This is a genomic window from Janthinobacterium svalbardense, assembly GCF_002327145.1.
Taxonomy (GTDB): Bacteria; Pseudomonadota; Gammaproteobacteria; order Burkholderiales; family Burkholderiaceae_D; genus Janthinobacterium; species Janthinobacterium tructae.
On sequence record NZ_CP023422.1, the window covers coordinates 4,494,761 to 4,520,506 of the forward strand.

At 61.0% G+C, this 25,746-nt stretch carries 28 protein-coding genes, 1 tRNA gene and 2 pseudogenes; 14 read left to right on the forward strand and 17 right to left on the reverse strand.

Annotated features, from left to right (window positions below):
* Positions 1 to 22 precede the first annotated feature (22 nt).
* Positions 23 to 850, forward strand: coding sequence for a MetQ/NlpA family ABC transporter substrate-binding protein (locus CNX70_RS19805; RefSeq protein ID WP_096236367.1), 828 nt, complete (start codon positions 23 to 25; stop codon positions 848 to 850).
* Positions 851 to 1,061: 211 nt separating this feature from the next.
* Here the strand turns inward: CNX70_RS19805 and CNX70_RS19810 are convergent, their stop codons facing one another.
* The gene (locus tag CNX70_RS19810) at positions 1,062 to 1,679 is read right to left on the reverse strand and encodes an OmpW/AlkL family protein (RefSeq protein ID WP_096236369.1); all 618 of its coding nucleotides are present in this window, start codon (positions 1,677 to 1,679) and stop codon (positions 1,062 to 1,064) included.
* Between the two features lie 379 nt (positions 1,680 to 2,058).
* On the opposite strand from CNX70_RS19810, the gene fur reads away from it, so the two are divergent.
* The 7 genes from fur to CNX70_RS19845 all read left to right on the forward strand — a co-directional run bounded on the left by fur (position 2,059) and on the right by CNX70_RS19845 (position 6,783).
* A complete protein-coding gene (gene fur, locus CNX70_RS19815; protein WP_071076512.1) occupies positions 2,059 to 2,499 on the forward strand; it encodes a ferric iron uptake transcriptional regulator in 441 nt (146 codons plus the stop codon).
* Positions 2,500 to 2,573: 74 nt separating this feature from the next.
* Positions 2,574 to 2,939, forward strand: coding sequence for a MerR family transcriptional regulator (locus CNX70_RS19820; RefSeq protein WP_096236370.1), 366 nt, complete (start codon positions 2,574 to 2,576; stop codon positions 2,937 to 2,939).
* A 59-nt stretch (positions 2,940 to 2,998) separates the two neighbouring features.
* Positions 2,999 to 3,589, forward strand: a complete 591-nt coding sequence (locus CNX70_RS19825; RefSeq protein WP_167389693.1) for an NAD(P)H-dependent oxidoreductase — start codon at positions 2,999 to 3,001, stop codon at positions 3,587 to 3,589.
* A gap of 191 nt (positions 3,590 to 3,780) precedes the next feature.
* The gene (locus CNX70_RS19830) at positions 3,781 to 4,995 is read left to right on the forward strand and encodes a SpoIIE family protein phosphatase (protein ID WP_208624447.1); all 1,215 of its coding nucleotides are present in this window, start codon (positions 3,781 to 3,783) and stop codon (positions 4,993 to 4,995) included.
* 65 nt (positions 4,996 to 5,060) lie between these two features.
* Positions 5,061 to 5,618: a SiaB family protein kinase gene (locus tag CNX70_RS19835; protein WP_096236374.1), complete on the forward strand. Its 558-nt coding sequence runs from the start codon at positions 5,061 to 5,063 to the stop codon at positions 5,616 to 5,618.
* 22 nt (positions 5,619 to 5,640) lie between these two features.
* On the forward strand, positions 5,641 to 6,039 hold the full coding sequence (locus CNX70_RS19840; protein WP_096236376.1) for a DUF1987 domain-containing protein: 399 nt from the start codon (positions 5,641 to 5,643) through the stop codon (positions 6,037 to 6,039).
* 3 nt (positions 6,040 to 6,042) lie between these two features.
* Positions 6,043 to 6,783, forward strand: a complete 741-nt coding sequence (locus tag CNX70_RS19845) for a GGDEF domain-containing protein (protein ID WP_096236378.1) — start codon at positions 6,043 to 6,045, stop codon at positions 6,781 to 6,783.
* Positions 6,784 to 6,797: 14 nt separating this feature from the next.
* On the opposite strand, the gene CNX70_RS19850 is transcribed toward CNX70_RS19845, so the two are convergent.
* The 4 genes and pseudogenes from CNX70_RS19850 to CNX70_RS19865 all read right to left on the reverse strand — a co-directional run.
* Entirely contained in the window at positions 6,798 to 7,511 is a 714-nt protein-coding gene (locus tag CNX70_RS19850) for a substrate-binding periplasmic protein (RefSeq protein ID WP_244198882.1), read from the reverse strand.
* An 84-nt stretch (positions 7,512 to 7,595) separates the two neighbouring features.
* A pseudogene (locus CNX70_RS19855) lies at positions 7,596 to 8,309 on the reverse strand (LysR substrate-binding domain-containing protein); the annotation flags it as partial.
* Between the two features lie 17 nt (positions 8,310 to 8,326).
* Positions 8,327 to 9,547, reverse strand: coding sequence for an IS256 family transposase (locus CNX70_RS19860; RefSeq protein ID WP_096236382.1), 1,221 nt, complete (start codon positions 9,545 to 9,547; stop codon positions 8,327 to 8,329).
* Between the two features lie 66 nt (positions 9,548 to 9,613).
* Positions 9,614 to 9,802, reverse strand: a pseudogene (locus CNX70_RS19865) (helix-turn-helix domain-containing protein); the annotation flags it as partial.
* A 144-nt stretch (positions 9,803 to 9,946) separates the two neighbouring features.
* On the opposite strand from CNX70_RS19865, the gene CNX70_RS19870 reads away from it, so the two are divergent.
* Complete coding sequence (locus CNX70_RS19870; RefSeq protein ID WP_096236384.1) at positions 9,947 to 10,372, forward strand: VOC family protein; 426 nt, start codon at positions 9,947 to 9,949, stop codon at positions 10,370 to 10,372.
* Between the two features lie 58 nt (positions 10,373 to 10,430).
* Positions 10,431 to 11,687 carry a cation:dicarboxylate symporter family transporter gene (locus CNX70_RS19875; RefSeq protein WP_096236386.1) on the forward strand — a complete coding sequence of 419 codons (1,257 nt, stop codon included), beginning with the start codon at positions 10,431 to 10,433 and terminating at the stop codon, positions 11,685 to 11,687.
* A gap of 46 nt (positions 11,688 to 11,733) precedes the next feature.
* Here CNX70_RS19875 and CNX70_RS19880 read toward each other — a convergent pair whose 3' ends face one another.
* Together CNX70_RS19880 and CNX70_RS19885 are read right to left on the reverse strand one after the other, a co-directional pair.
* Positions 11,734 to 11,979 carry a hypothetical protein gene (locus CNX70_RS19880; protein WP_096236388.1) on the reverse strand — a complete coding sequence of 82 codons (246 nt, stop codon included), beginning with the start codon at positions 11,977 to 11,979 and terminating at the stop codon, positions 11,734 to 11,736.
* A gap of 72 nt (positions 11,980 to 12,051) precedes the next feature.
* A complete protein-coding gene (locus CNX70_RS19885) occupies positions 12,052 to 12,435 on the reverse strand; it encodes a nuclear transport factor 2 family protein (RefSeq protein ID WP_096236390.1) in 384 nt (127 codons plus the stop codon).
* A 232-nt stretch (positions 12,436 to 12,667) separates the two neighbouring features.
* On the opposite strand from CNX70_RS19885, the gene CNX70_RS19890 reads away from it, so the two are divergent.
* From CNX70_RS19890 to CNX70_RS19900, 3 genes are read left to right on the forward strand one after another with little or no spacing between them, the layout of a single operon-like run.
* Entirely contained in the window at positions 12,668 to 13,771 is a 1,104-nt protein-coding gene (locus CNX70_RS19890; RefSeq protein WP_096236392.1) for an alkene reductase, read from the forward strand.
* A gap of 25 nt (positions 13,772 to 13,796) precedes the next feature.
* Complete coding sequence (locus tag CNX70_RS19895) at positions 13,797 to 14,306, forward strand: SDR family oxidoreductase (protein ID WP_096236394.1); 510 nt, start codon at positions 13,797 to 13,799, stop codon at positions 14,304 to 14,306.
* Between the two features lie 18 nt (positions 14,307 to 14,324).
* A complete protein-coding gene (locus CNX70_RS19900) occupies positions 14,325 to 14,960 on the forward strand; it encodes a TetR/AcrR family transcriptional regulator (RefSeq protein WP_096236396.1) in 636 nt (211 codons plus the stop codon).
* A 25-nt stretch (positions 14,961 to 14,985) separates the two neighbouring features.
* Here CNX70_RS19900 and CNX70_RS19905 read toward each other — a convergent pair whose 3' ends face one another.
* The 4 genes from CNX70_RS19905 to CNX70_RS19920 all read right to left on the reverse strand — a co-directional run bounded on the left by CNX70_RS19905 (position 14,986) and on the right by CNX70_RS19920 (position 18,320).
* Positions 14,986 to 15,486: a nuclear transport factor 2 family protein gene (locus CNX70_RS19905; protein ID WP_244198883.1), complete on the reverse strand. Its 501-nt coding sequence runs from the start codon at positions 15,484 to 15,486 to the stop codon at positions 14,986 to 14,988.
* Positions 15,487 to 15,595: 109 nt separating this feature from the next.
* Positions 15,596 to 15,979 (reverse strand): nuclear transport factor 2 family protein, encoded by a 384-nt coding sequence (locus CNX70_RS19910; RefSeq protein WP_096236398.1) that lies wholly within the window; start codon positions 15,977 to 15,979, stop codon positions 15,596 to 15,598.
* Positions 15,980 to 16,035: 56 nt separating this feature from the next.
* On the reverse strand, positions 16,036 to 17,205 hold the full coding sequence (locus tag CNX70_RS19915) for an NADH:flavin oxidoreductase/NADH oxidase (RefSeq protein ID WP_096236399.1): 1,170 nt from the start codon (positions 17,203 to 17,205) through the stop codon (positions 16,036 to 16,038).
* Positions 17,206 to 17,300: 95 nt separating this feature from the next.
* Positions 17,301 to 18,320, reverse strand: a complete 1,020-nt coding sequence (locus tag CNX70_RS19920) for an alpha/beta hydrolase (RefSeq protein ID WP_096236400.1) — start codon at positions 18,318 to 18,320, stop codon at positions 17,301 to 17,303.
* 110 nt (positions 18,321 to 18,430) lie between these two features.
* On the opposite strand from CNX70_RS19920, the gene CNX70_RS19925 reads away from it, so the two are divergent.
* On the forward strand, positions 18,431 to 19,402 hold the full coding sequence (locus CNX70_RS19925) for a LysR family transcriptional regulator (RefSeq protein ID WP_096236401.1): 972 nt from the start codon (positions 18,431 to 18,433) through the stop codon (positions 19,400 to 19,402).
* A 108-nt stretch (positions 19,403 to 19,510) separates the two neighbouring features.
* Here CNX70_RS19925 and CNX70_RS19930 read toward each other — a convergent pair.
* From CNX70_RS19930 to fdxH, 6 genes are all read right to left on the reverse strand, one after another.
* Positions 19,511 to 19,606, reverse strand: a tRNA-Sec gene (locus CNX70_RS19930).
* Between the two features lie 19 nt (positions 19,607 to 19,625).
* Complete coding sequence (gene selB / locus CNX70_RS19935; protein ID WP_096236402.1) at positions 19,626 to 21,581, reverse strand: selenocysteine-specific translation elongation factor; 1,956 nt, start codon at positions 21,579 to 21,581, stop codon at positions 19,626 to 19,628.
* The gene (selA, locus tag CNX70_RS19940; protein ID WP_096236404.1) at positions 21,578 to 22,987 is read right to left on the reverse strand and encodes an L-seryl-tRNA(Sec) selenium transferase; all 1,410 of its coding nucleotides are present in this window, start codon (positions 22,985 to 22,987) and stop codon (positions 21,578 to 21,580) included. Before selA ends, selB begins: the two co-directional genes overlap by 4 nt.
* A complete protein-coding gene (fdhE, locus tag CNX70_RS19945) occupies positions 22,984 to 24,051 on the reverse strand; it encodes a formate dehydrogenase accessory protein FdhE (RefSeq protein WP_167389694.1) in 1,068 nt (355 codons plus the stop codon). Before fdhE ends, selA begins: the two co-directional genes overlap by 4 nt.
* Before the next feature lie 97 nt (positions 24,052 to 24,148).
* Positions 24,149 to 24,832 carry a formate dehydrogenase subunit gamma gene (locus CNX70_RS19950; protein WP_208624448.1) on the reverse strand — a complete coding sequence of 228 codons (684 nt, stop codon included), beginning with the start codon at positions 24,830 to 24,832 and terminating at the stop codon, positions 24,149 to 24,151.
* Positions 24,819 to 25,742 (reverse strand): formate dehydrogenase subunit beta, encoded by a 924-nt coding sequence (gene fdxH, locus CNX70_RS19955; RefSeq protein ID WP_096236408.1) that lies wholly within the window; start codon positions 25,740 to 25,742, stop codon positions 24,819 to 24,821. The genes CNX70_RS19950 and fdxH overlap by 14 nt, the downstream gene beginning before the upstream one ends.
* Positions 25,743 to 25,746 lie beyond the last annotated feature (4 nt).

The following is a 25,746-nucleotide window of genomic DNA, read 5'->3' on the forward strand; positions in this document are numbered from 1 at the left end:
GTATTTCAGTACAAGGAAAAGCATGAAACAACTTCGCCGCAATCTGCTCCTGGCCGCCGCCAGCCTGGCCTTCGCCACCGCCGCCCACGCCAAGGACCCGAAAGAGCTCGTCATCGGTACCAGTTCCGGCCCGTATTCGGACCAGCTGAAGCTGGGCATCAAGCCTATCCTGGAAAAACAGGGCTACAAGGTCAGGATCGTCGAATTCAACGACTATGTGCAGCCGAACTACGCGCTGGCCGAGGGCTCGCTGGACGCCAACGTGTTCCAGCACATCGTGTATCTGACCAAGTTCGCCACCGATAACAAGCTGCCCTTGAGCGCATTGATCACCGTGCCGACCATGCCGATCGGCCTGTACGGCGGCAAGCAAAAAACCCTGGCGGAAGTCAAAAACGGCGCCACCATCACCATGCCGAACGACCCGACCAACCAGGCGCGCGCGCTGGTGATGCTGGCCAAGATGGGCTGGATCAAGCTGAAACCGAACGCCGACCCGCTGCGCGCTTCCGAACGCGACGTGCTGGAAAACCCGAAGAAGCTGAAACTGGTGCCGCTGGAAGCGGCGCAGCTGCCGCGTTCGCTGGCCGACGCCGACTACGCCTTTGTGAACGGCAACTTCGCCCTGGCCGCCGGCATGAAGCTGACCTCGGCCCTCGCCGTGGAAAAGATCTCGGACAGCTATATCAACCTGGTGGCGATCCGCACGGCGGACAAGGCCAAGCCATGGGTCAAGGACCTGGAAGCGGCCTACCGTTCGCGCGCCTTCCTCGACGCGACGAACAAATACCTGGCCGGCTACGAAAAGACGGACTACCAGCTGGCGCTGGAAAAGACGCTGAAAAAATAGACTGCTAGATGTAATGCAAAAAGGACGGCCAGGTACAAACCCGGCCGTCCTTTTTTTCGCCCGCGCTACGCGGGTATCTTCAACACTTGCAACGCCTAACAAAACCGTAGCGAGCGGAAGTAAGTTGTGGTTGAGAAGCGCAACTGTACGAAGGTACAGTGAGCATCGCAGACCGCAAATTACGACGCGCAGTAGGTTTTGATAGGTGTCCCTAGAAACGGTAGCCGACGCCTACGCCGATCAGGATAGGATCGATCTTGACTTCGCTGATCTTGGCGCCACCGGCCAGTACGTCGCTGCGGATCTGGACTTTTTTGATGTCAAAGTTCAGCGACCAGTTTTTATCGAGCTTGTAGTCGACGCCAGCTTGCAGCGAGAAGCCCCAGCTGTCATGCTCCAGGCGGCCAGCGCCGTTCAGCAATTTGACGTCCGAGATATTCGTGTAGTTCACGCCAGCGCCCACGTAAGGGCTCAACTGTTTTTCAGGCATGAAGTGGTATTGCAGCGACAGGGTCGGTGGCAGATGCTTGAAGCTGCCAATCTTCGTCCCGGACAAGGTGACGTCATGCTTTTGCGGATACGTCAGGATCAGCTCGGCAGCGATATTCGGCGTGAAGAAGTACGAAATATCGATTTCAGGAATCGTCTTGCTGCTGACATGAATCAGGTCGGATGCGCCGACGCCACCAACAGGAGCAGATTTGTTGGCCGGATCGATGTGCACGGCGCGCGCGCGCACCAGCCATGGGCTTTCCTGCGCCATTGCATTACCGGCGAATGCGCCGATGGCGGCCAGGACGATTGCTGCTGCAGTTGCGGACTTCTTCATTCTAGTTCCCTCTTTTTGTCGTTAAGTAACGCTGCGAAGTTTAAGAGTGCAGTGCAACAAAAACTTTGATCCACATCAAATAGTGCTAGATGGCATCACTAGAGGGATTTTTTTCTTTACCAAGGTCAAGAAAATGCGGCATTGCGGCGTGGCCGCGCGCATTGCCCCCGTTTCTCCAACGGCCAGCTTGCCGCGCCATGCGGATCCCAGTTGCCCGCCACGCAATGGCCACTTGCGCCGATGTCACTGGATACCCAACTGACTACACCGCATACTATTTCCAGTTCACACATGCGAATGGTAATGATTATCATTTGCGATATAATGCAGGCTCACGCTTAAGCGCTCGCTCAGGCGATCATAAAAAGGAATGGGAGACATGGATATATTGAGGGAACTGCGTGAATCTGGCTTGAAAGTGACCATCCCCCGCTTGCGGATTCTGCAGCTATTCCAAGAAGGCACAATCAAGCACCTGAGTGCGGACGATGTCTACAAACTCTTGCTGGCTGAAAAAATCGACGTGGGCCTGGCCACCATCTACCGCGTGCTGATGCAGTTTGCCGAAGCGGGCATTTTGTTTCGCCGGCATTTCGAATCGGGCCATGCCGTCTTCGAACTGAATGAAGGCCAGCACCACGATCATCTGGTCTGTACGGGCTGCGGCAAGGTCGATGAATTTGTCGATGAAGGCATCGAACTGCGCCAGAACGAGATCGCCACCGAGCGGGGCTTCGTGCTGCACGAGCACGCGCTGTCGCTGTACGGCACCTGCGCCGAATGCACGGCGAAGAAAGTCCCGCCGCGCAAAGCCTCCTGAGGCAGCGCGCAAGGTAGCGCCTGGCAAGCCACCTGCGCTACACTGCGTGCGCCGCAGCTCAACAAGGGACAAGCATGTACATCGGAGAAATCGCCCGCCTGGCGGGCACCTCGCCCAAGGCCTTGCGCCACTATGAAGCGCTGGGCTTGCTGGGCGACGTGCGCCGTTCCGGCGCCTACCGCGTCTACACGCAGCAAGACCTGGCGCAAGTCAGACTGATACGCCAGGCGCAGGCGCTGGGCTTCCGCCTGGCCGAACTGCTGCCCATCCTGGCCGGTGACGAGACCGACTGGGCCGCCCTGTCGCAGCACATCGCCGCCAAGCGCGCCCAGATACAGCAGGAGTTCGCCCGCCTGCGCCAGCTCGACGCGCAATTGGCCGACATCGACACGGAAATTCGCGACTGCCTGACGCGCCAGCACCTTCCAGCGGCCGCTTGACTCTGCCACTAGGGGCAGGCTTTAGCATGCAAGCTGTTCTTTAACGGAAAGCCTGCAACATGAGCAAAATTACACCGAAGCGCATTTTAATTCTCCTCGGACACCCGTCCAGCGACAGTTTCTGCGCCGCCCTGGCCGACGCCTACGCCGCCACGGCCCGCAGCGCAGGCCACAGCGTGCGCGAACTGCGCCTGGGCCAGCTGGACTTCGACCCCATCCTGCACGAAGGCTACCGCCAGGTACAGCCGCTGGAAGCGGACTTGCTGGCGGCGCAGGAAGCCATCAGCTGGGCCGAACACCTGGTGTTCGCCTACCCGATCTGGTGGGGCGGCGCGCCGGCCCTGCTGAAAGGCTTTGTCGACCGCGTCTTCCTGCCCGGCTTTGCCTTCAAGTACCGCCCGGGCAAGGCTTTCCCGGCCCAGCTGCTGAAGGGCCGCACGGCCCAGCTGCTGGTGACGATGGATACGCCGCCCTGGTATTTCCGCTGGGTCTACCACATGCCCGGCATCCACCAGCTGCGCAAGACGACGCTGGAATTTTGCGGCGTCAAGCCCGTCAAGGTGGCCAGCTTCGGCCCCATCCTCAATTCCACCGAAGTGCAGCGCGCGCGCTGGCTGGAACAGGCGCAGGCGCTGGCCCGGCGCCTGTAGGGCCGAAAACGGCTTGCCATCGGCTTGCCATGCAGCCATCTTGCATACGGTTTTGACAAGCTGGTAATCAAGCCGTCACATTCGACAGTTACCATGCTGATATTGCCTGTTTGTCAGTCGCCTTGCCGTCGCGACAACAAGGGTCAGCTCGTCATGTAAAGGTAGCCGCTGTGGAGTTCAACGCTTCTCGATTGCATCTTCCCCGTTATCGCACCTCCGTGGCGTTTGATCTGTGCATACCCACGGAATCGGTGCAGGCCGACGCCAGCAATTTCGCCGTGCTGGAACTGTTCACGGAACGGCGCGACATGATGAGCCTGCCCGTCACGGAGCAGCACAAGCCCATCGGCTTGATCAGCCGCAATATCTTCATGTCGCAGATGTCCAAGCCCTTCTATCACGAGGTGTACGGCAAGAAGAGCTGCATCGCCTTCATGGACAAGGAACCGCTGATCGTCGATGGCGCCATGAGCATCGAGGACCTCACCTTCCGCGCCGTGGAAGCGGGCGAAAAGGCGCTGGCCGACGGCTTCATCATCACCGTGGATGGCGCGCTGGCCGGCGTGGGCTTCGGCTTGCAGCTGATGAACGTGGTGGCCACCATGCAGGCGGAAAAGAACCGGCAAATCATGCACAGCATCGATTACGCCAGCGTGATCCAGCGCGCCCGGCTGCGCACATCGGACGCGGAATTGCGCGCCACCCTGCCCGACGCGCACCTGGAATGGCAGCCGCGCGACGTCGTCGGCGGCGATTTTTACTTCTTCGAGCGCCACGCGGGCGGCTGGTTCGCCGCCATCGCCGACTGCACCGGCCATGGCGTGCCGGGCGCCTTCATGACCTTGATCGCCTCGTCGGCCCTGAGCCAGGCACTGCGCGAACTGGGGCCACGCGATCCGGCCGCCCTGATCGGCGCCGTCAGCCGCTCCATCAAGACCTTGCTGGGCCAGGATGGCGCCGGCAGCGACAACGCTGGCCACGCCGGTTCGAACGACGGCATGGATTGCGCCTTCCTGTGTTACGACGACGCCAGCGCCAGCCTGCGTTTCGCGGGGGCGAAACTGGCGCTGTACGTGGTCGCGCCGGATGCCGACAGCGTGCGCGCCATCGACGGCGCGCGCATGGGCGTGGGCTATGTCGACACGCCGCCCAGCTACTGCTGGCACAACGAGACGCTCGCCATACCCGCCGGCAGCCTGCTGTTCATCACGACCGACGGCTTGCTCGACCAGATCGGCGGCGCGCGCGACATCGCCTACGGCAAGCGGCGCATGCGCGAGCAGCTGCTGGCGCAGCGCGATGCGCCCGCCAGCGACGTGGCGGCGGCGCTGCTGCAGGACAGCGCCGCCTGGCAAGGCAAGCAGCCGCGCCGCGACGACCTGACCTTTTTCTGTTTCCGCCTGTAGTTTTGGCGCCATCGCACCACCTTATCAACAAGAAACCGGGTCACCGGCTAGCCAGGAGCACGGACGTGCTGTACGAAGAATTCAACGAGTTTTGGGATGTGGCGCGCAAGCGCAACATCATCTTTTTTTACGTGGGCTATTTCTCGCAGCACGTGGTGAGCGCCATTTCCGAAACCATCAAGGCGCGCCTCGATACGGCCGGCGCGGCCGGACCCACGCGGCGGCGCATCTTTTCCTCGTTCATCGAGATGTCGCAAAACATCATGCACTATTCCGCCGACAGCCTGACGCCCGATGCGCAGCTGGACCAGCAGATGCGGCGCGGCTCGTTTTGCATCGGCACGCGCGGCGACAGCTTTTTTCTGCTGTGCGCCAACCCCGTCTCGACGGACAACGTGGCGCAGATCCGCGCCCGCTTGGAGCCGCTGCACACGATGACGATGGAAGAAATCCGCCTCGCCTACAAGAAGGCCCTGCGCGAGGAAGCGCCGGCCGACAGCAAGGGTGCCGGCCTGGGTTTTCTCACCATGGCACGCGACGCCAGCGAGCCGCTGGAATTCGAATTCGTCCAGGACCTACAGGAGCCGGGGCTCACCATCTTCTGCATCAAAGCCATCATTTGAAAGAGCCGACTCAGGAAAGCATATGCAATTACCGTCACCACTGTTCATCGCCGCGACCCCGTGCTCGCCCGAAATCGACTTCCGTTTCGAGCAGCACACCCTGTCGATCAAGGGCGAGTCCTATCCGGAAAACGCGGCTGCCTTCTATGGCCCGCTGATCGCCACCGTGCGCACCTACCTGGACGCCTGCCGCGAGAGCGCCATCACCGTCAACGTCTCGCTGGCCTACTTCAACAGCTCCAGCACGAAGATGCTGTTTACCCTGTTCGACACCCTGAACCAGGCGGCCATCGATGGCAACCAGGTGCGCCTGAACTGGTATCACGACGAAGACGACGACACCATCCTGGAGTTCGGCCAGGAGCTGCAGCAGGATTTCACGGCGCTCGATTTCTGCGACCATCCCGTGCGAGGCAGCTAGAGCATGCACGCCGCCATCTCCGAGTCCGGCCTGGAACCCGACCTGTTCACCGTGGAAGCGGCGGCGCTGGCTGCCGCACGCCGCATGCACGCCGACGTCCATGCCAGCGGCGAGGCGCAGCGCCGCGTGCTCGGTGAATTGATCAATCACTACGAACGGCTGATGCGCGAGACACGGCGCCTGATCGGCCGCAGCGACCGCGCCGAGCGCGACATGCATTTGCTGAACCGGCAATTGCAAACCCTGGCCGGCCAGCTCGAATACCGCGCCACGCACGACCCGCTGACGGGCGCCCTGAACCGCGGCGCCGTGATCGAGCATGCCTCGCACTGCCTGGCGAAGGGCGACATGGCCCTGATCGTGCTCGACATCGACCTGTTCAAGCAGGTCAATGACGATTTCGGCCACCCGGCCGGCGACGGCGTGATCCAGGCCGTGGTCGACTGTCTGAAGGGATTATTGGGACAGGAGACGGCCATCGGCCGGGTCGGCGGTGAAGAGTTTTCCGTGGTCTGGCCCACCTCTTCGCGCGACGAGGCGGCGCAAATCGCGCAGCGCATCTGCGAGAGCGTCGGCCGCCAGCGCCATGCGGCGCCCATCACGCGCGCCATCACCGTCAGCGTGGGCCTGAGCTGGAACCGCGCCGGCACGCCGTTCGAGACGGCCTACAGCCATGCGGACCAGGCCCTGTACCAGGCCAAGCGTGAAGGACGCAACTGCGTGCGCCAGTGGCTGGAGAGCTGAATCAGTGCACTGCATCAGCGCAGCTGTTCGCGCGCCATGCTGCCGTCGCGGCGCATGGCGGCAGCGGCGCGCTGCATGGCAGCCACCTGCGCCTCGGGTACCTTGAGGTTACAGGCCAGGTAAGTCTGCACGCGATTAAAGGTCAGCAACGGCTCCACCTTGCCCTCCCACTCCTTGCCGGCAAACGGCTTGCTGCCCACCGCCATGCCCACGGCCCACAGGTCGATGCGCCCCAGCAGCAGCTTTTGCGGATTGAGCCACTCCTGCGTCACGGGCGCCACGTTCAGGCCATGCTGGCGCAGGTAGTCATCGCGCGCGTCGCCCAGCACCGTGCCGATCACCAGGCCGCGCGCATCGGCTAGCGTGCGCAGCGTCAGATGCCGCTCGGCCAGGCCATACAGCACCCACTCCGCTTCGTTGAGGGGGCCGATCCAGCGAAATTGCGCTTCGCGCTCCTGCGTGCGGCTGGTGGAAAAGATGCAGGTGTCGGCTTCGCGCAGCGCCTGCGCGTACGCGCGCTTCCACGGCAACAAATCGATGCTGTAGGCGATGCCGGCGCGCGCCATGATGTCGCGCACCTTCGTCGTTTCGCGTCCCACGACGACATTGCCTTTCATCATGCTCGATGGCGGCAAGTGCTCGCCGACGATGCGCAGACCAGCCGCCGCGGCCAGCGCCGGCATCAGCAGCGCCACTGCCACCAGCCGTGCCATGCTTGCTTGTTTCATGCTTGCTTTCATCTGCGACAGGGGATTCAAGCGAATGTTACCATCGGCCCGCTGTTACGTCAGAAGTGAAGCTTGAATCTCCTCTCATTGTTTTACCAGCAGATCGACCAGCATGCGCGCAGGAGCGCTGAGGCTCGCCTGAGAACGGTGTACCAATCCAATATCCCGATGGAAGGTGTGTGGCCCCAGGTCGATAACGCGTATTGCAGCCGGCCAACGCCGGTGGGCAGCAGTTTGTGGCAGCAAAGCAACGCCAACGCGATTGGCCACGAGCTTGATGATCGCATCGAGTTCGTCGACTTCGCATACTTCGCGCAAAGGCAAATGCATTTTCCGCAGAAAGCGATCGACCTGGCGCCCGCCAAACGAGGCGCGGTCATAACGGACAAAAGGCTGCTGCGACAATAACTCCACCCAGTCATCACCAGGCACGTCCCGTGGCACGATCAAACGGAACGGTTCGCGCGCCAGCGTGGTCCAGCGCAAGTCGCTCTGCAGTGCAAAAGGTGGGCGAATGATGAGCGCCATGTCGATCTCGCCCGCGTCGACCATATTCAACAACTCCATTGACAACCCAGGTAAAACGCGCGTGCGGCAATCGGGCAATTGCTGGTGCAGCGCGGCCAAGGCATCCGGCAGGAAGGAACGCTGTACTGAGGCGATCGCGCCTATGGTCACTTTGGCGGCCGGCGCACCGGCGCTTGCGGAGCCCAGGTTGTCGTACAGGCGTAACAACTCCTGGGTCTGCTCCAGTATCTGAGGGAGTGTCAGGATTTTTGTGTGTCCGGAGTCATTTAGCTAATTTCAATGGTTGGTCACAGGTGCGCCGTAAAGCGCTCGGCGAACAGAATGGCGAATTGGTTTTTCGCGGCACGCCAAGTGATGGCTGGCATTTTCCAATTTTTCGCGATGTTGCGCAAGGCTAGCCAGATCAGTTTTGTCGCCGCCTCGTCGTTAGGAAAGTGGCCACGATTCTTGATGACCTTACGCACTTGCATATTGAGGCTTTCGATGGCGTTGGTTGTGTACATAATCCGGCGCACTTCCATCGGATACGCGAAGAAGGGAATCACCTCTTGCCACTGGCGCCGCCAGATCGCGGTGATGGTCGGGTACTTCAGCCCCCAGGGGCCGCTGGCGAACGCCTCAAGGGCCCGCTGCGCCTCGTCCTCGGTGGTGGCGCGGTAGATGTTTTTCAGTTCGGCGGCGACCAGTTTGCGCTCTTTCCAGCCGACGAATTCCAGGCTATTGCGGATCAGGTGCACGATGCAGGTCTGGACCTGCGCCTGCGGGAAAACAGCGTTGATGGCCTGCGGGAAGCCTTTCAGGCCGTCAACCACGGCGATCAGCACATCCTCGACGCCACGGTTTTTCAATTCGGTCATGACGCGCAGCCAGAACTTGGCACCCTCGGTCTGCTCGATCCAGATGCCCAAAATCTCCTTGGTGCCGTCGGCGCGCACGCCAAGCGCCAGATACACCGCCTTGTTCTTGACGGTGCCCTCGTCGCGTATCTTGACCCGCAGCGCGTCAAAGAAGACCAGTGGATACATGGGTTCGAGCGGCCGGTTCTGCCATTCGATGACCTCGTCCATCACCTCGCCAGTGATAGTGGAAATGAGATCGGGCGACACCTCCAGCCCGTACAGCTCGGTCAGGTGACCTTGGATTTCGCGCACCGGCAGGCCGCGCGCGTACAGCGCGATTACCTTGTCGTCAAAGCCTGGCAAACGCCTTTGGTGCTTGGCCACGAGCTGCGGCTCGAAGCTGCCATCGCGGTCGCGCGGAATGTTGAGTTCAAGTCTGGTTTCGGCGGCTAGCACCGATTTCTTGCTGCTGCCGTTACGGTGATTACGCGTCTGCTCTGGACTATTGCGTTGCTGCTCCAGGTGGTGCGTGAGCTCGGCCTGGAGCATTCTTTCTGCAAGCGCTTTTTTCAACTGGCCGAACAGCCCGGCGTCGGTGAACATGGACTGTGGGTTGTGCGGGTCTACGCCCTCAAGCAGTTTGTCGAGTGTGGCTTTGTCGATGGTCATACGTATCCTTTCCAGGGATAAATTTTATCGTATGACTTCTTTCACACAAAATTTCTGACAGGCTCGTATCTGATGCCCCATCTTGTTGAGCCGCGCGGAGCGCCCCGCGCGGTCGAACAAGGACAAACCCAGTTCGGCCTGCAGGCGCTGCATCTGTGCGCTGACCGCTGCTTGCGTCAGGCCGATCTTGTCACCGGCAGCCGCAAACGTGCCTTCGCGCGCGACGGAGACCAGGGTCTTGAGCTCTCGTATCATTCATCAATCCTATTTGTGTTTATGGAAAAAATATATTGATTATTTTTTTCATTTCAAGATTCTACAATACTTGAGCAGCGTCATTGACTTCCCCGCATCGCGCCGGATCACGACGCCGACCACACACCAACAGGAGATTTCACGATGAGCCTTTCACCTTTCCACCTTGCCATTCCCGTATACGACTTGCCGGCAGCGCGCCGCTTCTACAGCGATGTGTTCGGCCTGGATGAGGGACGCTCCAGCACGCAATGGGTGGACTACAACTTCTTCGGCCATCAACTGGTGATCCATGAACATCCGAAGACCGCCTCCCAGGAACACGTGCATTCCAACCCCGTCGATGGACATGACGTGCCGGTGCCGCACTTCGGCGTCGTACTCGGCTGGAGCGAATGGGAAGACCTGGCCGAGCGCCTGAAAACCTTCGGCACCAAGTTCGTCATCGAACCGTACATCCGCTTCAAGGGCCAGGTGGGTGAGCAGGCCACCATGTTTTTGTTTGACCCATGCGGTAATGCCCTCGAGTTCAAGGCCTTCCAGAACATCGACCAGCTGTTCGCCAAGTAATACCGGTGGCACGGGTTTCGCCCGTGCACAATTGCCATAAAACAAAACGGGGACAGGCATGAAACGGATTTCTTTGGTTGTACAAATCGCCATCGGACTGGCGCTGGGCATACTGGTCGGCTGGTATTTCAACACGCATCCCTTGCACCAGGACTGGGTCAGCTTGCAAGTGCTCAAGCCCCTGGGCGATATCTTTATCAAGATGATGAAGATGGTGGTGGTACCACTGGTGTTCTGCTGCATGGTGCTGGGCATTGCGGGCGGCGACAACAAGTCGTTCGGGCGCATGGGCATCAAGTCCATCGGCTACTTTTTTGCCATCACCAGCCTGGCCATCGTCGTAGGCCTGCTGCTGGCTAATCTGTTCCAGCCTGGCACGGGTACCGATATCTCCTCCATGGTCCATGGCGGTACGGCCATGAAGATGGAGCCGCCCAAAGGCGCACTGGTGATCCTGCAAAATATCGTCCCTGAGAATATTTTCGTGGCCCTGGCGGAAGGCAAATTGCTGTCCATCCTGTTCTTTGCCGTGCTGTTCGGCCTGTCCCTCAATTCCCTGCCGCAGGCCAGAAGCGCGCCAGTGGTGGCAGTGCTGCAAGGCATACTCGATACCATGTTCAAGGTGGTGCGCATCGTCATGGCGTATGCGCCAATCGGCGTATTCGGCATGATAGGGGCGACCGTCTGCAGTTTCGGCTTCGCGTCGCTGTTGCCGCTGGTAAAACTGATCGGCGTGGTCTACTTGGCGCTACTGTTGTTCGCACTGGTGGTGCTGGGCGGCATCTGCTACTTGATCGGCGAAAACATCTTCAAGCTGATCCGTTATTTCAGGGATGAGTTGCTGTTGGCCTTTTCCAGCGCAGCGTCGGCCGCTGTGATGCCGCAACTGATGGAAAAACTGGAAGCCTATGGCGTGCCACGTCGCATCGTCAGCTTCGTGGTGCCGGTCGGCTATGCCTTCAACCTGGACGGCGCGGCCATCTTCCTTGGCGTGGCGACCATCTTTATCGCGCAGCTGTATGGCATCGACCTGTCGGTGACGCAACAAGCCATGCTGGTGATCACCATGGTGCTGACGTCGAAAGGGGCAGCTGGGGTGCCGGGCTTTGCCATCATCATTTTTTCCGCCACGCTGGCCTCGGCCGGACTGCCACTGGAAGGCGTGGCCCTGATCGCCGGGATTTTCAGGATCATCGACAGTGGCACGACGACCCTCAATGTGCTGGGCAATGCCGTCGCGCCGCTGGTCATCGCGCGCTGGGAAAAAGTAGCTTTGCTGCCGCAACAGGCGGTGGCGGGAATGGCCCGCCCTTGAGGAAAAAAGGCTTGCGAACGCGTCAGCGCCGCAAGCCTCGCTGGCTTCAGCCAAGTTCGAGCCCTGCCAGACAGGACTGCAAGCTCAGATGCCCGCCGACGATCAACGTGTATATCGCCGCCGATTGCTGCTGCTGCGGATCAGGCTCGCGCAGATCGAAGGTGGCCTTCCAGGCGATCAGCGTCTTCGCCTGGCCCCTCACTGGCGTCAGGCGGATAGGCTTGTGCAACGCCTTCGCTACTACCAGCGCGCAAGCCGTCGACATATTGCTGGGCAACAGCGATGACGGCATCGTATTGGCTGGTGGCTACTGCCTTGATATTGTTGGTCATGATGGTTCCTTGTCGGTCAATGAAAAAATGATTCAGAGGGCGGCGTGCGTGTGATAGATCTTGCTCACCACTGTCCACTTGCCTGCCACTTTCAGCAGGTTGAAGAAGTCGGTAAAGCAGAAGCCGGAAATATCATTGGTATCGATGCGGGCGCTGGCGGCCGAGCCTACGATGTCGATGCGGGCAATCACTGCCCGCGCCTCTGGCGACGGCCGAAATGCCGTGCCGATGACATCGAACAAGCCCGAAATGGCGCCACCCGTCAGCTCACCATCCGCAGTGACACCGAAGATGGTGGCCTGCTCGCTGAAGGCGGGCTTCATGATGCTGCTGTTGGCCTGTTTGCCACCTTCGTTGTACTGATTGAGCACGTCGACGATGGCGCTGTATTCCTGCACATAGCTGGGTTGGGACATGGATCGCTCCTTGGAGATGAATGGATGACCGGCGCATGCCAGAGCAGCTGCCGGCATATATCTGTAGCAATCGCTACTGAATGTATGTATTATATAGTGATTGATACAGAACATGTCATTCAATGCGATTCAGCCGTGTCTGCAGGATTGCCGGGGCACCCTATATCACCAAAGGCCAGCGCAAGCGGGCCACTCAATTAGCGACCTGAACTGGTCGAGACAAGGAAAACACATGAAAGATAACGCCAGCCATACCGATTTATTTTCGCCCGTCAACATGGGCGCCATCGAACTTGCCAACCGTATCGTGATGGCACCAGTCACGCGCAGCCGCTACAGCGAGGAGGGCATCCCCGATGACATGCATGCGCTGTACTATGCCCAGCGCGCCAGTGCCGGCCTGATCGTGGCCGAGGCAAGCAATATCTCGCCGCAGGGACGCGGCTATGCCGCCACTCCCGGTATCTGGAGCGACGCGCAGGTGGCAGGCTGGAAAAAGGTCACCGATGCCGTGCATGCGGCCGGCGGCAAGATCGTCAGCCAGCTGTGGCACGTGGGCCGCTTTTCGAATGTTGCTCTGCAGCCGGATGGCGCGTCTCCCGTAGCGCCTTCCGCCATCCAGGCCGAAGGCAACACCTACACCGCTGAGGGCTTCGTGCCGGTATCGATGCCGCGCGCGCTGGAAACGTCCGAGATCCCGGGCATCATCGAGCAGTACAGAATTGCCGCGCGCAACGCAAAACGTGCCGGCTTCGATGGCGTCGAGGTGCATTCGGCGAACAGTTATCTACTAGATCAGTTCCTTCGCGACTCCACCAACCACCGCACTGACGCTTACGGCGGTTCCATCGAAAAACGCGCCCGCCTGACGCTCGAAGTGACGGCCGCAATCGTCGAGATATGGGGTAGCGATCGCGTCGGCATCCGTTTGTCGCCGGTCACGCCCGATGCAGGCAATACGCCGCCGGACAGCAACGTCATGGCCATGTACGGCTACCTGATCCGTGAGCTGAACCACTTTAACCTGGCGTATCTGCATTTCGTCGAAGGCGCGACTGCGACCTCGCGCGAGGTGCCGGAGGGTATCGACCTCGATGCCTTGAGCGCGCAATTCAACGGCCAGTTTATCGGCAACAACAACTACGACCTGGCGATGGCGGAACAGCGCCGCGCGGCAGGCAAGATTGACGCTGTTGCCTTTGGGCGCTTGTTTATTTCGAATCCGGACCTGGTGCACCGCCTGCAGTCCGGTATTGAACTGGTGATTGCGCCGCACGAGTCCTACTACGGCGGCGGCGCCAAGGGCTACACCGACTGGCCAACGGCCGCCGGCTGATTCGCCAACAATTTAGCGCCATTTAGTGCCCGGCATCGTGTGCGATGTCACCAGTCCAGCCGAGATGAAGTCCCTGGCGCAAGCGGCGCACGACCGTTTCAGCGCGGTCGATATTCTCGTCAATAACGCCGGCCTGATGCTCTTCTCCAACTGGACCGACCTGGCAGTCGACGATTGGGAGAAGATGATCAACGTTAACATCAAGGGCCATCTGAATGCGATCGCCGCCGTGCTGCCATTCATGCTGGCGCAAAAGTCCGGCCAGATACTGAACATGGATTCGGTCGCAGGTCATCAGCTGGGGCCGGCGGCGGGCGTCTACAGCGCCACGAAATTTTTTGTACAGGCGATGACGGAATCGATGCGCAAGGAGCTCGGTGTCCAGCATGACATTCGCGTCAACACTGTCAGCCCCGGCGTGATCAACACGGGGTGGGCCGACAAGGTCACCGATCCGGCGGCCTGTTTGCATTGCGGTTGCCGGGCGATGGCCGGTATACTCGGCACCGAGCAGTCTTATGTGCAGCAGATTTGAAAAGAGGCGGTAATCCCGATGTCCAGCACTGAAAATCTTCCATCGACCACTAAACTCAAGGGCCGACCGCGTGGCTTCGACCGCGCCGAGGCCCTGGTGCGCGCACTCGATGTGTTCTGGCGCCGTGGCTACGAACCGGCCTCGCTGGCCGAGTTGTGCTCGGCCATGGGTATCAATCCGCCCAGTTTGTATGCCGCCTTCGGCAACAAGGCCAAGCTGTTTCTCGAAGCCGTCGATTTCTATGAGCGTACCTACTGGGATGCGCCGTGGGCACGCATGGCCGACGAGCCGGACGTCCATCGCGCGATTGACCGCTTCTTCAAAGAATCGGGCGAGATACTGCTGTCGCCACAAGTGCCCTGCGGCTGCCTGGTGGTGCTGGCCGCCATCAATGTGTCGGCGGAGTCGGTCGAAGTGTTCGACGCCGTCAAGGCCTTGCGGCAAGAAGGCATCGCACACTTCAGCAAGCGGCTAAAAAAAGGCATCAAGGACGGCCAGTTGCCCGCCAGGACCGATGTCAAATCGCTGGCGGCCGTGCTCAACACCTTGTTGGAAGGTATGTCGATTCATGTGCGCGATGGCGTGACGTTAAGCGAAATGACCAAGCTTGCTGCGTACGCAGTAAGGCTTCTTCCGACAAACGCTCTTGCTTGAGCGCTATGCAACGCATGCGCAGCGCTCAGGGCGCGACGTGGGTATGGAATATCTTGCTGACGATCATCCACTTGCCATCGACCTTAAGCAGATGGAAGAAGTCGCTGAACGAGAAACCCGAGACATCGTTGGAGTCGACGCGCGCACTGGCAGCGGTGCCGACGATATCGACTTTGACGATCACGCTTTGAGCGTCAGGTGAGGGGCGAAATGGCGGGTTGTCGATAGCCTTAAACAGTTCCTGGATCGAGCCGCCAGTCAGCTTGCCCTTGGCATCGACGCTGAAGATGGTGGCTTTTTCACTGAAGGCTGGCTTCATGACCGTACTGCTAGCCTGTTTGCAGCCGTCTATGTATTTGTTCAGTACCTCCGCGATGGCTTGATAATCCTGCACATAGCCAGGTTTGCTGATGGCCGTGCTACTGGCAACTTGCTGACCCCTTTGCAGGTCTGCGGCTTGAGCAGTGGCGCCAAAGCCGGAAATGATTGCAGCGAACAACAAGGTCTTGAAGAGGGTCTTTTTCATGTAGTCACTCGTGATAATGGTTGCAACTGCTGATGAAGGTAGCAGACCTGGCGGGAGGCCCGATCTGCTATGCATGTTCATTGCGGACTGGACAATGCACGCCGGAAGTTCAGGGTGCAATGTGGGTGTGGAAGATTTTGCTCACTACCGTCCACTTGCCTTCCACTTTCAGCAAGTGGAAGAAGTCGGTGAAGCAGAAGCCAGAAACATCGTTCGTGTCGATGCGCGCACTGGCAGCGGTGCCGACGATGTCGACTCTGACGATTGCCCCCTGTGCTTCAGGCGATGGTTGGAATGCGGTGTCGATGCCGTCGAACAGATTGTGGATACCTCCGCCAGCCAGCTTGCCTTCTGCGTCAACGCTGAACATCGTTGCCTGCTCGCTGAAGGCCGGTTTCATGATGCTGCTATCGGCTTGCTTGCAGCCATCGTTGTACTTGTTCAGCACTTCGACGATGGCCTGATAGTCTTGCACGTAGGTCGGTTTGCTCATGTTGTTACTCCTGGTTATTGCTACTAAAAAACCGGCCACCGTGGCCGGCATGGGGTTCAATCCTTGTGGCTGGACGCGGTAGCAGCCGGTGCCGGGGACCATGCACCCAACTGTGTCAACTTGCTGGCGCGGTGGTTGAGCCACCAGCCGGCCTGGATATTCCAGTTGGCATAGGCTGCGTCCGGGTTAGCCGCTCCCAGCGCCTGCTGTGCATGCAGGGGGAAGTGCGGATCGTGCAGCGCCGCATGGCCCAGTGCGACCAGGTCGGCCTGGCCGGAAGCGATGATGGCTTCGGCCTGCGCCGGATCGACGATGATGCCGACGGCCATGGTGCCAATATGGGCTTCGCGGCGGATTTGCGCGGCGAACGGCACCTGGAAGGCATAGCCGTTCGGGTACTCATAGACGCCGAAACCGCCGGATGAGCAGTCGATGACGTCGACACCGACCGCCTTCAGGGCTTCGGCCAGAGCGACGCTGTCGCCGATAGTCCAGCCAGTGCTGCTGCCATCGACCGCCGACAGGCGCACGAACAGCGGCTTGTCCTGCGGCCAGACCGCGCGCACTTCGCGGGCGATTGCCAAGGGTAAGCGGATGCGGTTCTCGAAGCTGCCGCCGTATTCATCCGTGCGATCATTGGTCAGCGGTGAGAGGAAAGCGTTGAGCAGAAAGCCGTGCGCATAGTGCAGCTCGAGTACATCGAAACCTGCCTCCAGCGCGCGGCGGGCCGCAGCAACAAAATCGGCTCGGACCTTGGCGATACCGTTTGCATCAAGGGCGGTGGGCAGCAGCCAACCGTCGGCCACCGGACGCGCGCTGGGCGACACCACTTCCCAAGGGGTCTCACCGCGTGCGGCGTCCGCGTCATTCAAGGGACCGTTGCCTTCAAACGCGCGCTGGATGCTTGCCTTGGGACCGGCATGGCCAATCTGGATGCCAGGCGTGGCACCATAGCTCTTGGCAAAGGCAGCGATGCGCGCCAGGCCGACGATATGCGCGTCTTCCCACAGGCCCAGGTCGCCATGCGTGATTCGTCCTTCTGGCGAGACGGCGGTCGCCTCGACCATCATCAGGCCGAAGCCTCCCAGCGCGAAACGGCCGTAGTGGACGGCGTGGTAGTCGCTTGCGTAGCCGTCTTTTGCCGTGTACTGGCACATCGGACTCAGGGCATAGCGGTTGCGCAGGGTGACACCCCGCAGTCTCAGGGGCTCAAATATTTTGCTCATGGTTCTTTTCTCGAAAGGTGTCGGGCGTAAGCAGATGGATTTGTTTATGTGATTTATGCCGCTGCTACGACTTCCAGTTCTGCTCGCCTTTGAAATTAATTGCCCAGATTGCTCTTGAGCTCTTGCGATGCCTGCGCTATCGCGCTGCGGATCGCTGGCACATGGCTATTCACGTTCAACAGCCCGAAATCGTGAATCAGGCCGTTGTAGCGCACCGATTTCACATGCACGCCCGCAGCGTCGAGCTTGCGGCCGTAAGCTTCGGCTTCATCGCGCAGGACATCGAATTCGGCAGTCTGGATCAGTGTCGGCGGCAATCCCTTGAGCTGCTCTGTCGTCGCCTGCAGCGGCGAAGCGTAGATCTGCTTGCGTGCGTTGGCGTCCGTCGTGTAATTGTCCCAGAACCACGCCATCAAGTCCTTTGTCAGGAAGTAGCCGTTGGCAAACTGCTTGTATGACTGCGTGTCGAAGTTTGCATCCGTCACAGGACACAGCAATACTTGCGAACGCAGTGCAGGTGCACCCTTTTCATTGGCCATCAAGGCAACCACGGCAGCGATGTTTCCGCCCGCGCTGTTGCCGGCGACGGCAAGGCGTTTGCCGTCCACGTTGATCTCCTTGCCATGCTCGGCCACCCATTTGGTTGCGGCATAGCCTTGCTCGATGGCGACACCGTATTTCGCCTCCGGCGACAGACTATAGTTGACGAAAACCGCCACGGCGCCCGAGCCTGCCACAAGGTCGCGCACCAGCCGCTCGTGGGTTTGGAAGTCGCCAAGCACCCACCCGCCACCATGGAAGTACATGAACGCGGGCAGGGTCTTCTGTTTGCTGCCTGCCGGGCGCACGATGGTCAGCTTCAGGTCGCTGCCATTGACGTGGATTGTCTTCTCGCTGACGTCAGCCGCCGGCAACGCCATATTGGCGCCAGCTTGCGCGCTCACCAGCATGGCGCGGGCATCGACCGGCGTCATGGTCTCGAGCGGTTTGCTGCCTTCAAGGGATTGCAAGAATTTTGCCGTGCTCTGTTCGACGCCGGGCAGGCTTGCTGCAAAAACATTGCCTTGAGCCAGGGCCACGATGGAAAGGGCGAGAGCGGAGCGGAGGGGTTTCATGAGGTTTCCTTTTCTCGAAAAACGGCTTGCCTAGCCGGATTGATTTGTTTGATGTGATCAGTATGCAGATAGGCGATAATGAAGTAAATAATCATAACTTGAGATATTGTATGAACAAAAAAGTCATAATTGATCACTCAGGCCAAGTTGAGGGCATTGAAGGCGTCATCTCTACGTCGCCGCTGTATCTTCCGGGTCTGCTGACCTTTGAGGCCGCCGCAAGGCATTTGAATTTCGCGCGCACTGCCGCAGAAATAGGCGTCACGCCGACTGCCGTATCACGCACAATCAAAAACTTAGAAGCACAATTGAATGTGCGGCTGTTCAATCGCACCACACGTAGTGTCGGTTTGACCGAGGCTGGCGCGTCATTGAACGCGACATTGGCGCCTGCACTTGCCTTGATTAGAAACTCGCTGTCACAAGCTTTGCTCGCGACGGATCAACCGTCGGGCATGTTGCGCGTCAGTTCATCCTATGTCGCCTACCATATCTTGATCGAGCCGCACATGGCATCGTTCCTGGAACAATTTCCGCTCATCAATGTCGAGATCTCGCTCGATAATCAGCTGACCGATATCGTCAGCGCCGGCTTTGATATCGGCATACGCATGGGGCGGAAACTGCAAAATGACATGATTTCTGTACAACTGGGAACAGTACAAAAGAGAATCGTGGTGGCAGCGCCCGATTATTTCCGCGAGCGCAGTGAACCACAAACGCTGGCTGAACTGCTCAAGCACAACTGCCTGCGCCAGCGCTATTGCGTCGGCGGGAGGCTGTATGAATGGAAGTTCGAAGATCGCGGTCAGATGGTACAAATCGAGGTACAAGGGCGCAATATCTTTGACGAAATGCGATCCGTGCTCGACGCTGCAATACAAGGCCAGGGCATCGCGTTCATCCTGGAAGATTTTGCGAAGCAGGAGCTGGCCAGCGGCATGCTGCGGCAGATACTGAGTCAGCACTGGGCATTGGATGACGCTTTTCATCTCTACTATCCACATCGCGAGCATATGCCCGGAAAGCTGCGTGCATTCGTTGATTTCATGCGCGCTGCCAATCAAACGAAAACGTCTTGATTTAATGGCGACTATTGCAGTGTGAATCTGCGGCAACGTGGCAACAAGCCAACGCCGGGAGAGCGCAATGAGAGCGGCATCAGGGAAAGGGGTCGAAGGAAAAGTAAGTGGCGGAAAACAGTAGGAGTCGAACCTACGGGAGAACGTCTGACGCCCTCCACCGGGTTTGAAGCCCGGCCACATCACCGGATGAGTGTGCTTTCCGCGGTGCCTGAGCTAGTACTTAGCTGTTGGGCAAGGCTGCAGTATAGGACCACAGCGCTTGCGGACGTAATAGATGCCCATTGCCAACACGGCGAGTATAACCGACGCGGTCAAAGAATTCCAAGACCTGGATCGCCCGCTTGCGGCCCAGACCACTGGCATCGCGGAAGGCGGCTGCGCCCACGGCGCCGGAACCGGGCGCCAGATTCTCGTCCAGCTCCGCTTTTTCGGTCAGAGTGCGTACCAGTTGCGCCAGCTCGGCCAGCGCCGCCTGGTGATAAAACAGGTCGTGCACCACCTGGCTGATCTGCCCTGCCTTGGCAAGTTTACGCAACAGCCGGCGCGCGTCATCCTCGGCCAGGCCGAAGTCGCGCGCCAGGTCGCGCGTCCACGGCGGCTCGAAGCGCCCCTGTTCCAACGCTGCCAGCAAGGGCTCGGCCAGCGCCTGCTCCTGCGGCGTCAGTTCCACGCTGTGCGTCGGCAGATGCAGGCTGGCGCCGCGCGCCAGGAGCTCGCCGCGCGCCAGCAAGGCTTCGACCAGATGGCTCCACAAGGCGTCTTCCATCTCCGCATCGACGATGCGCTTCAGGCGCCACAGTTCCGGCCCAGCCTCGTCGGGGGCGCGCGCATGGAACACCGCCAGGGCAACCAGCACCCGCTGTTCCAGCGCCAGCAGCGCCGGCGGCGCCAGCAGCAGGGCGTCGCCACCGCGCAGGGCGATGCGCCGCGTCTCGGCCGGCAGCGCGATGGCGTTCGCCGGCAGCAGCGACAGGCGCACCAGCAGCGACTCGCGCAGCCCCAGCGGGCTTTGCGCCAGCAGGGCAGCAATATCGCCCTGTGCGACAAAAGCGGCCAGGGCATCCAGCCAGGCCAGCCTGGCCGGGCTGCGGCGCTTGCGCGCGGGGCCGAACGGGTCGAGCACCATGCCGCCGCCCACCGTCTGCGTCGCTTGCGCATTGCGCACGACGAAGCGGTCGCCCGGCACGCCGTGCATGGGAGACTCGAACACCAGTTGTACCCTGCCCGTCTGCCCCGGCGACAGGGTTTCGCCATCGAGCATGACGGCGCGCGCCAGCTGGTGCGCCGCGCCCAGGTGTACATGCAGCGGCGACCAGGCTTTCAATTGCACGCCGGCGTCGGGCAGCAAGGTCAGTTCCACGTCGAGGCGTTCGGAACACTGCGCCAGCTCGGGCGCGACGATCCAGTTGCCCCGTTCGATGCGTTCGCGCTCGATGCCGGCCAGGTTCAGCGCCAGACGCTGGCCCGCCATGCCCGTCTCGGCTGCGCGGTTCTGTGCATGGATGCTGCGCACGCGCGCGCCTGCGCCGCCGGGCGCCAGCTGCAGCATGTCACCCACCTGCGCGCGTCCCGCCAGCGCCGTGCCGGTGACGATGGTGCCCTGTCCCGACAAGGTAAACACGCGGTCCACGCCCAGGCGGAACAAGCGCCGTTCATCGCGCTGCGGCAGGCTGCGCGCCACCTGCGTCAGGTGCGCCAGCAAGGCGGCCACGCCGGGATCGTTGTCGCGGCTGGCGGCCGTGGGGAAGATGGGACTGCCCGCCAGCGGCGTGCCGGCCAGCAGCGCCTCGATCTCAAGCTCCACCTGCGCCACGCGGGCGCCATCGGCGCGGTCGATCTTGGTCAGCGCCACGGCGCCGCGCGTCACGCCCAGCAGCTGCAAGATCGCCAGGTGCTCGTGCGTCTGCGGCATGATGCCGTCGTCAGCCGCCACCACCAGCAGGGCAAAGTCGATGCCCGTCACGCCGGAGGCCATGGTACGGATGAATTTTTCGTGCCCCGGCACGTCGATCACGCCCAGCACCGTGCCGTTCGCCAGCGGCAGATAGGCATAGCCGAGTTCAATCGAGATGCCGCGCGCCTGTTCTTCCTTCAGGCGGTCCGTGTGTACGCCCGTCAGCGCGCGCGTGAGCGTCGTCTTGCCATGGTCGATATGGCCAGCGGTGCCGACGATCATGCGGACAACTCGCCGAGCTGCGCGATGAAGGCCGTCTCGTACGCCACTTCCAGGCAGCGCAGGTCCAGCCACAGAGTGTCTTGGCCGATGCGCCCGATCACGGGACACGGCAAGGCGCGCAGGCGCTGTTCCAGCACGCCCAATGGATTGCTCAGGCGCGAACCGGGTGCGCTACGGACGGCCAGGCCAAAGCTGGGCAACTGGTCAACGGGCAAGGCGCCGCTGCCGATCTGGCTTTGCATGGCTTCGGCCGTCACCACGTACTGCATGCCCAGCGCGCCTTGCAGCAGCGGCAGCAGGGTTTGCGCCTGCGCGCGCATGGCGCAAGCGGGGCGCGTCAGCAAGCGCAAGGTGGTCAGGCGTTCGGCCAGCAAGTCCGGCGCGCGGTACAGCTGCAGCACCGGGGCCAATGCCGCCAGGGTCAGTTTGCCCACACGCAGCGCGCGTTTCAGGGGGTTGCGCTTGATCTTCGCGATCAGATCGGCGCGTCCGACGATGACGCCGCACTGGGGCCCGCCCAGCAATTTATCGCCGCTGAAGGTCACCAGGTCGGCGCCCGCTTCGATGGTTTCGCGCACCGTCGTTTCATGTGGCAGGCCGTATTGCGCCAGGTCGACCAGGGTGCCGCTGCCCAGGTCCACGGCCGTCGGCACGCCGTGTTTTGCCGCCAGCGGCACCAGTTCATCGAGTTCCACGCTTTTCGTGAAACCGGTAATGGCGTAATTGCTGCAATGGACCTTCATCAAGAGGGCCGTGTCTTCATTCACGCCATTGGCGTAATCGGCCAGGTGGGTGCGGTTGGTGCTGCCCACTTCGCGCAGCACGGCGCCCGCGCGCGTCATCACGTCGGGGATGCGGAAGGCGCCGCCGATTTCCACCAGTTCGCCGCGCGAGACGACGACCTCCTTACCCTGCGCCAGGGTGTTCAACATCAGCAGCACGGCGGCCGCGTTGTTGTTGACGACGGTGGCCGCTTCGGCGCCCGTCAATTCGCGCAGCAATTCCTCGACCAGGTCGTCGCGGTCGCCGCGCTTGCCCGTCTCCAGGTCGAATTCCAGGTTCATCGGCCACTGCAGCGCTTCCACCACGGCTTGCACGGCGGCGTCGGGCAGCAGCGCGCGGCCCAGATTCGTGTGCAGCACGGTGCCCGTAAGGTTGAACACGGCGCGCAGCTGCGAGCGCGCTTGCGCCTGCAGCCGTTCGGCCATGTGCACGGCGATGGCGGCGATCGATGCGCCCTCCTCGCACACTGCGCCGGCCAGCATGGCCGTGCGCAGTTCGGCCAGCACGGCGCGCGCGCAGGCCAGGGTTTGCACGCGGCCGTAATGTGCTATCAGGTCCAGGCAAGCCGCGTCGCCCAGGATGCGGTCTACCGACGGCAGGCGCACGGTTTGCCCCGTTGTCATGCTGGCTGGCCTTCGCCGCTGTCGTTCTTCCCCAGCCACAGCAGCGGATTGCCGCTGGCGCGCTGGTAGCCCGCTTCGCCCACCAGCAGGTCGAGCATCAGGCTGGCCAGGTCGTCGGCCAGCGGTTCGACGTTGTAATCGTGTTCCTGGTTGAAGACTTTTCGATAGGTATGGCAGTCGTCGCAGGTTTCCGCGCGCGCCACCTTCTTCGGATCATTCGCCTTGTTGGGCAATTTGTCGTCCTTCGCCGCCACGGGGTCGAACGGTGCCGCATCGGCCGCGTCCAGGCCCTGGTAGGCGATCTTGCCATTCTGTTCGCAGGTCGAGCACTTCACGCGCACCATATGCCATTCGCTTTCGCAAATGCCGCAGTGCAGGTAGCGGTAACCTTGCGACTGGCCGCCGATGCGGATCACGCTGGCGACGGGGTGCGAACCGCAGACAGGACACAGGGTACCCGTTTCCAGGTCCGGCACGCGCGCGGCGCGCAGTTCGCTGGCCGACACCGACCACAGGATTTGCAGCGCGGCGGCGACGAACGGCGCGTGCATGGGATTGAGGTTGTCGCCGTTTTCATCGAGCACGGCATCGGCGCAGGCGTCCAGCGCAGATGCATCAAGCGCGCGCAGCTGGGCCAGCACCTGGGTCAGGCCGCCCGATAATGCCGGCTGGCTGGCCGCCGTGGCGGCCAATTCATCGAGCAGGTTGGCAAAGATGTCGCGCCAGACGGGCGGACGGGCGCCATTCACGGGCAGCACCGGCATGCGGTGCTGCATCGCGCGGCGCAGCGCGTCGGGGTCGGCGGCAGGCACGGCGCCGGGCGCCAGTTTTCCCACCACGGCGGCCTGCGCGTCGGCCAGCGCGGCCATCAGCACCAGGTAACCCTGCATGCCCGCGTCGACGGGGATGCCCTTGATATTGCCTTTCGCCAGCTCGCGCAAGCGCAAGGCACGCGCCTTGAACAGGCTGTCAGGCTGCGGCAGCAGCAGGCGCGGAATCGCGTTGTGGTCCAGGCCTTCGATTTCGCCTGGCTGAAGAATGCGTTGTACCAATGGAGTTCCCATCAAAAAAGGGGATGTAAAAGTATTCTAATCGATAAAAAGAAAGGGGTCAGTCCTGGGACTGACCCCGGGTCATGCCGGTGGCATCAATATCAAGAACTTAGTCTTTTGTATTGCGAATGACCGCCTCAAACCACTTCGGATGGTGCTTGCGCGCCCAGCCGTAGGTGACGGTGCCGCGCACCATGGCGCCGATCGAGCCCTTGACCCACAGCGCCGCATAGATATGCACGATGATGGCGCAGATGATGGCGAAGGCGCAACCGGCATGCAGCAAGGCGGCAAAGCGCACTACGTCGATCGGGAAGTAGAACGCGAAATACGCGCGCCAGATCACGATGCCCGACAGCAGCAAGCCGATCATGCTGACCAGCAACACGAAGAACAGGATCTTCTGGCCGGCATTGTATTTGCCGATCTTCGGCAGCTTTTCCTCACGGTTGTTGAGCACGTCGTCCATTTGCTTGAGCCACTGCTTGTCGCCGTCCTCGAACTTGTTGTGGTGCCAGAAACGCACCACCAGGATCGCGAACGAGACAAACATCACCAGGCCGGCAAACGGATGCAAGATGCGCGTCCATTGCCCGCCGCCGAACAGGTTCGCCAGCCACGCCATCGAGGGATGGAACATGGCCAGGCCGGACAGGGCCAGCATGACGAAAGTGATGGCGGTGACCCAGTGATTCGTGCGCTCGTTCGGGTTGTAGCGTTCGATCAAGGGATTGCCATCCTTGTCGCGCAGCTTGCCATCGTGATGTTCACTATGCTGTTCACTGTGATTCATGCTGTTCCTCCCGGATGCGCTTGGCCTCTTCCAGCGCTTCGTGCTCTTCGTCCTTGCTCACTTCGTTCGGACCGACACGCGTGTAATGGAACAGGCCTGCCAGCGCCGTGACAGCCATGCCGGCGACTGCCAGCGGCTTGGACCAACCCTTCCAGAAGCCCACCATCGGGCTGATGCGCGGACGTTCCGGCAAGTTCGAATACAGCTTCGGCTTGTCGGCATGGTGCAGCACGTACATCACGTGCGTGCCGCCCACGCCCAGCGGATCGTACAGGCCCGCGTTGTCGAAACCGCGCGACTTCAGGTCGACGATGCGCTCTTCCGCATGCACCTTCATGTCTTCCTTGGTGCCGAAGAGGATGGCGCCCGTCGGACAGGTTTTCACGCAGGCCGGTTCCTGGCCCACGGCCACGCGGTCCGAGCACAGCGTGCATTTGTAGGCGCGGTCGTCCTTTTTCGAAATGCGGGGCACGTCGAAAGGACAGCCGGCCACGCAGTAGCCGCAGCCGATGCAGTTTTCCTGGTGGAAATCGACGATGCCGTTCGTGTATTGCACGATGGCGCCCGGCGCCGGGCACGCCTTCAGGCAGCCCGGGTCCTCGCAGTGCATGCAGCCATCCTTGCGGATCAGCCACTCGAGGTTGCCGTCATTGTCTTCGTGTTCGGCAAAACGCATCACCGTCCACGATTGCGGCGTCAAGTCCGTCGGATTGTCATAGGTGCCATGGTTTTCGCCGACTTCGTCGCGCAAGTCGTTCCATTCCATGCACGCCGTCTGGCAAGCCTTGCAGCCGATGCACTTCGACACATCGATCAGCTTGGCCACGGTGCCCGTCACCGGGCTGCGCGCTTGCGGCGGCGTCACCGTGGTAGCCGACAGGCGCCGGATATCTAAGGATTGCAGTGCCATTATT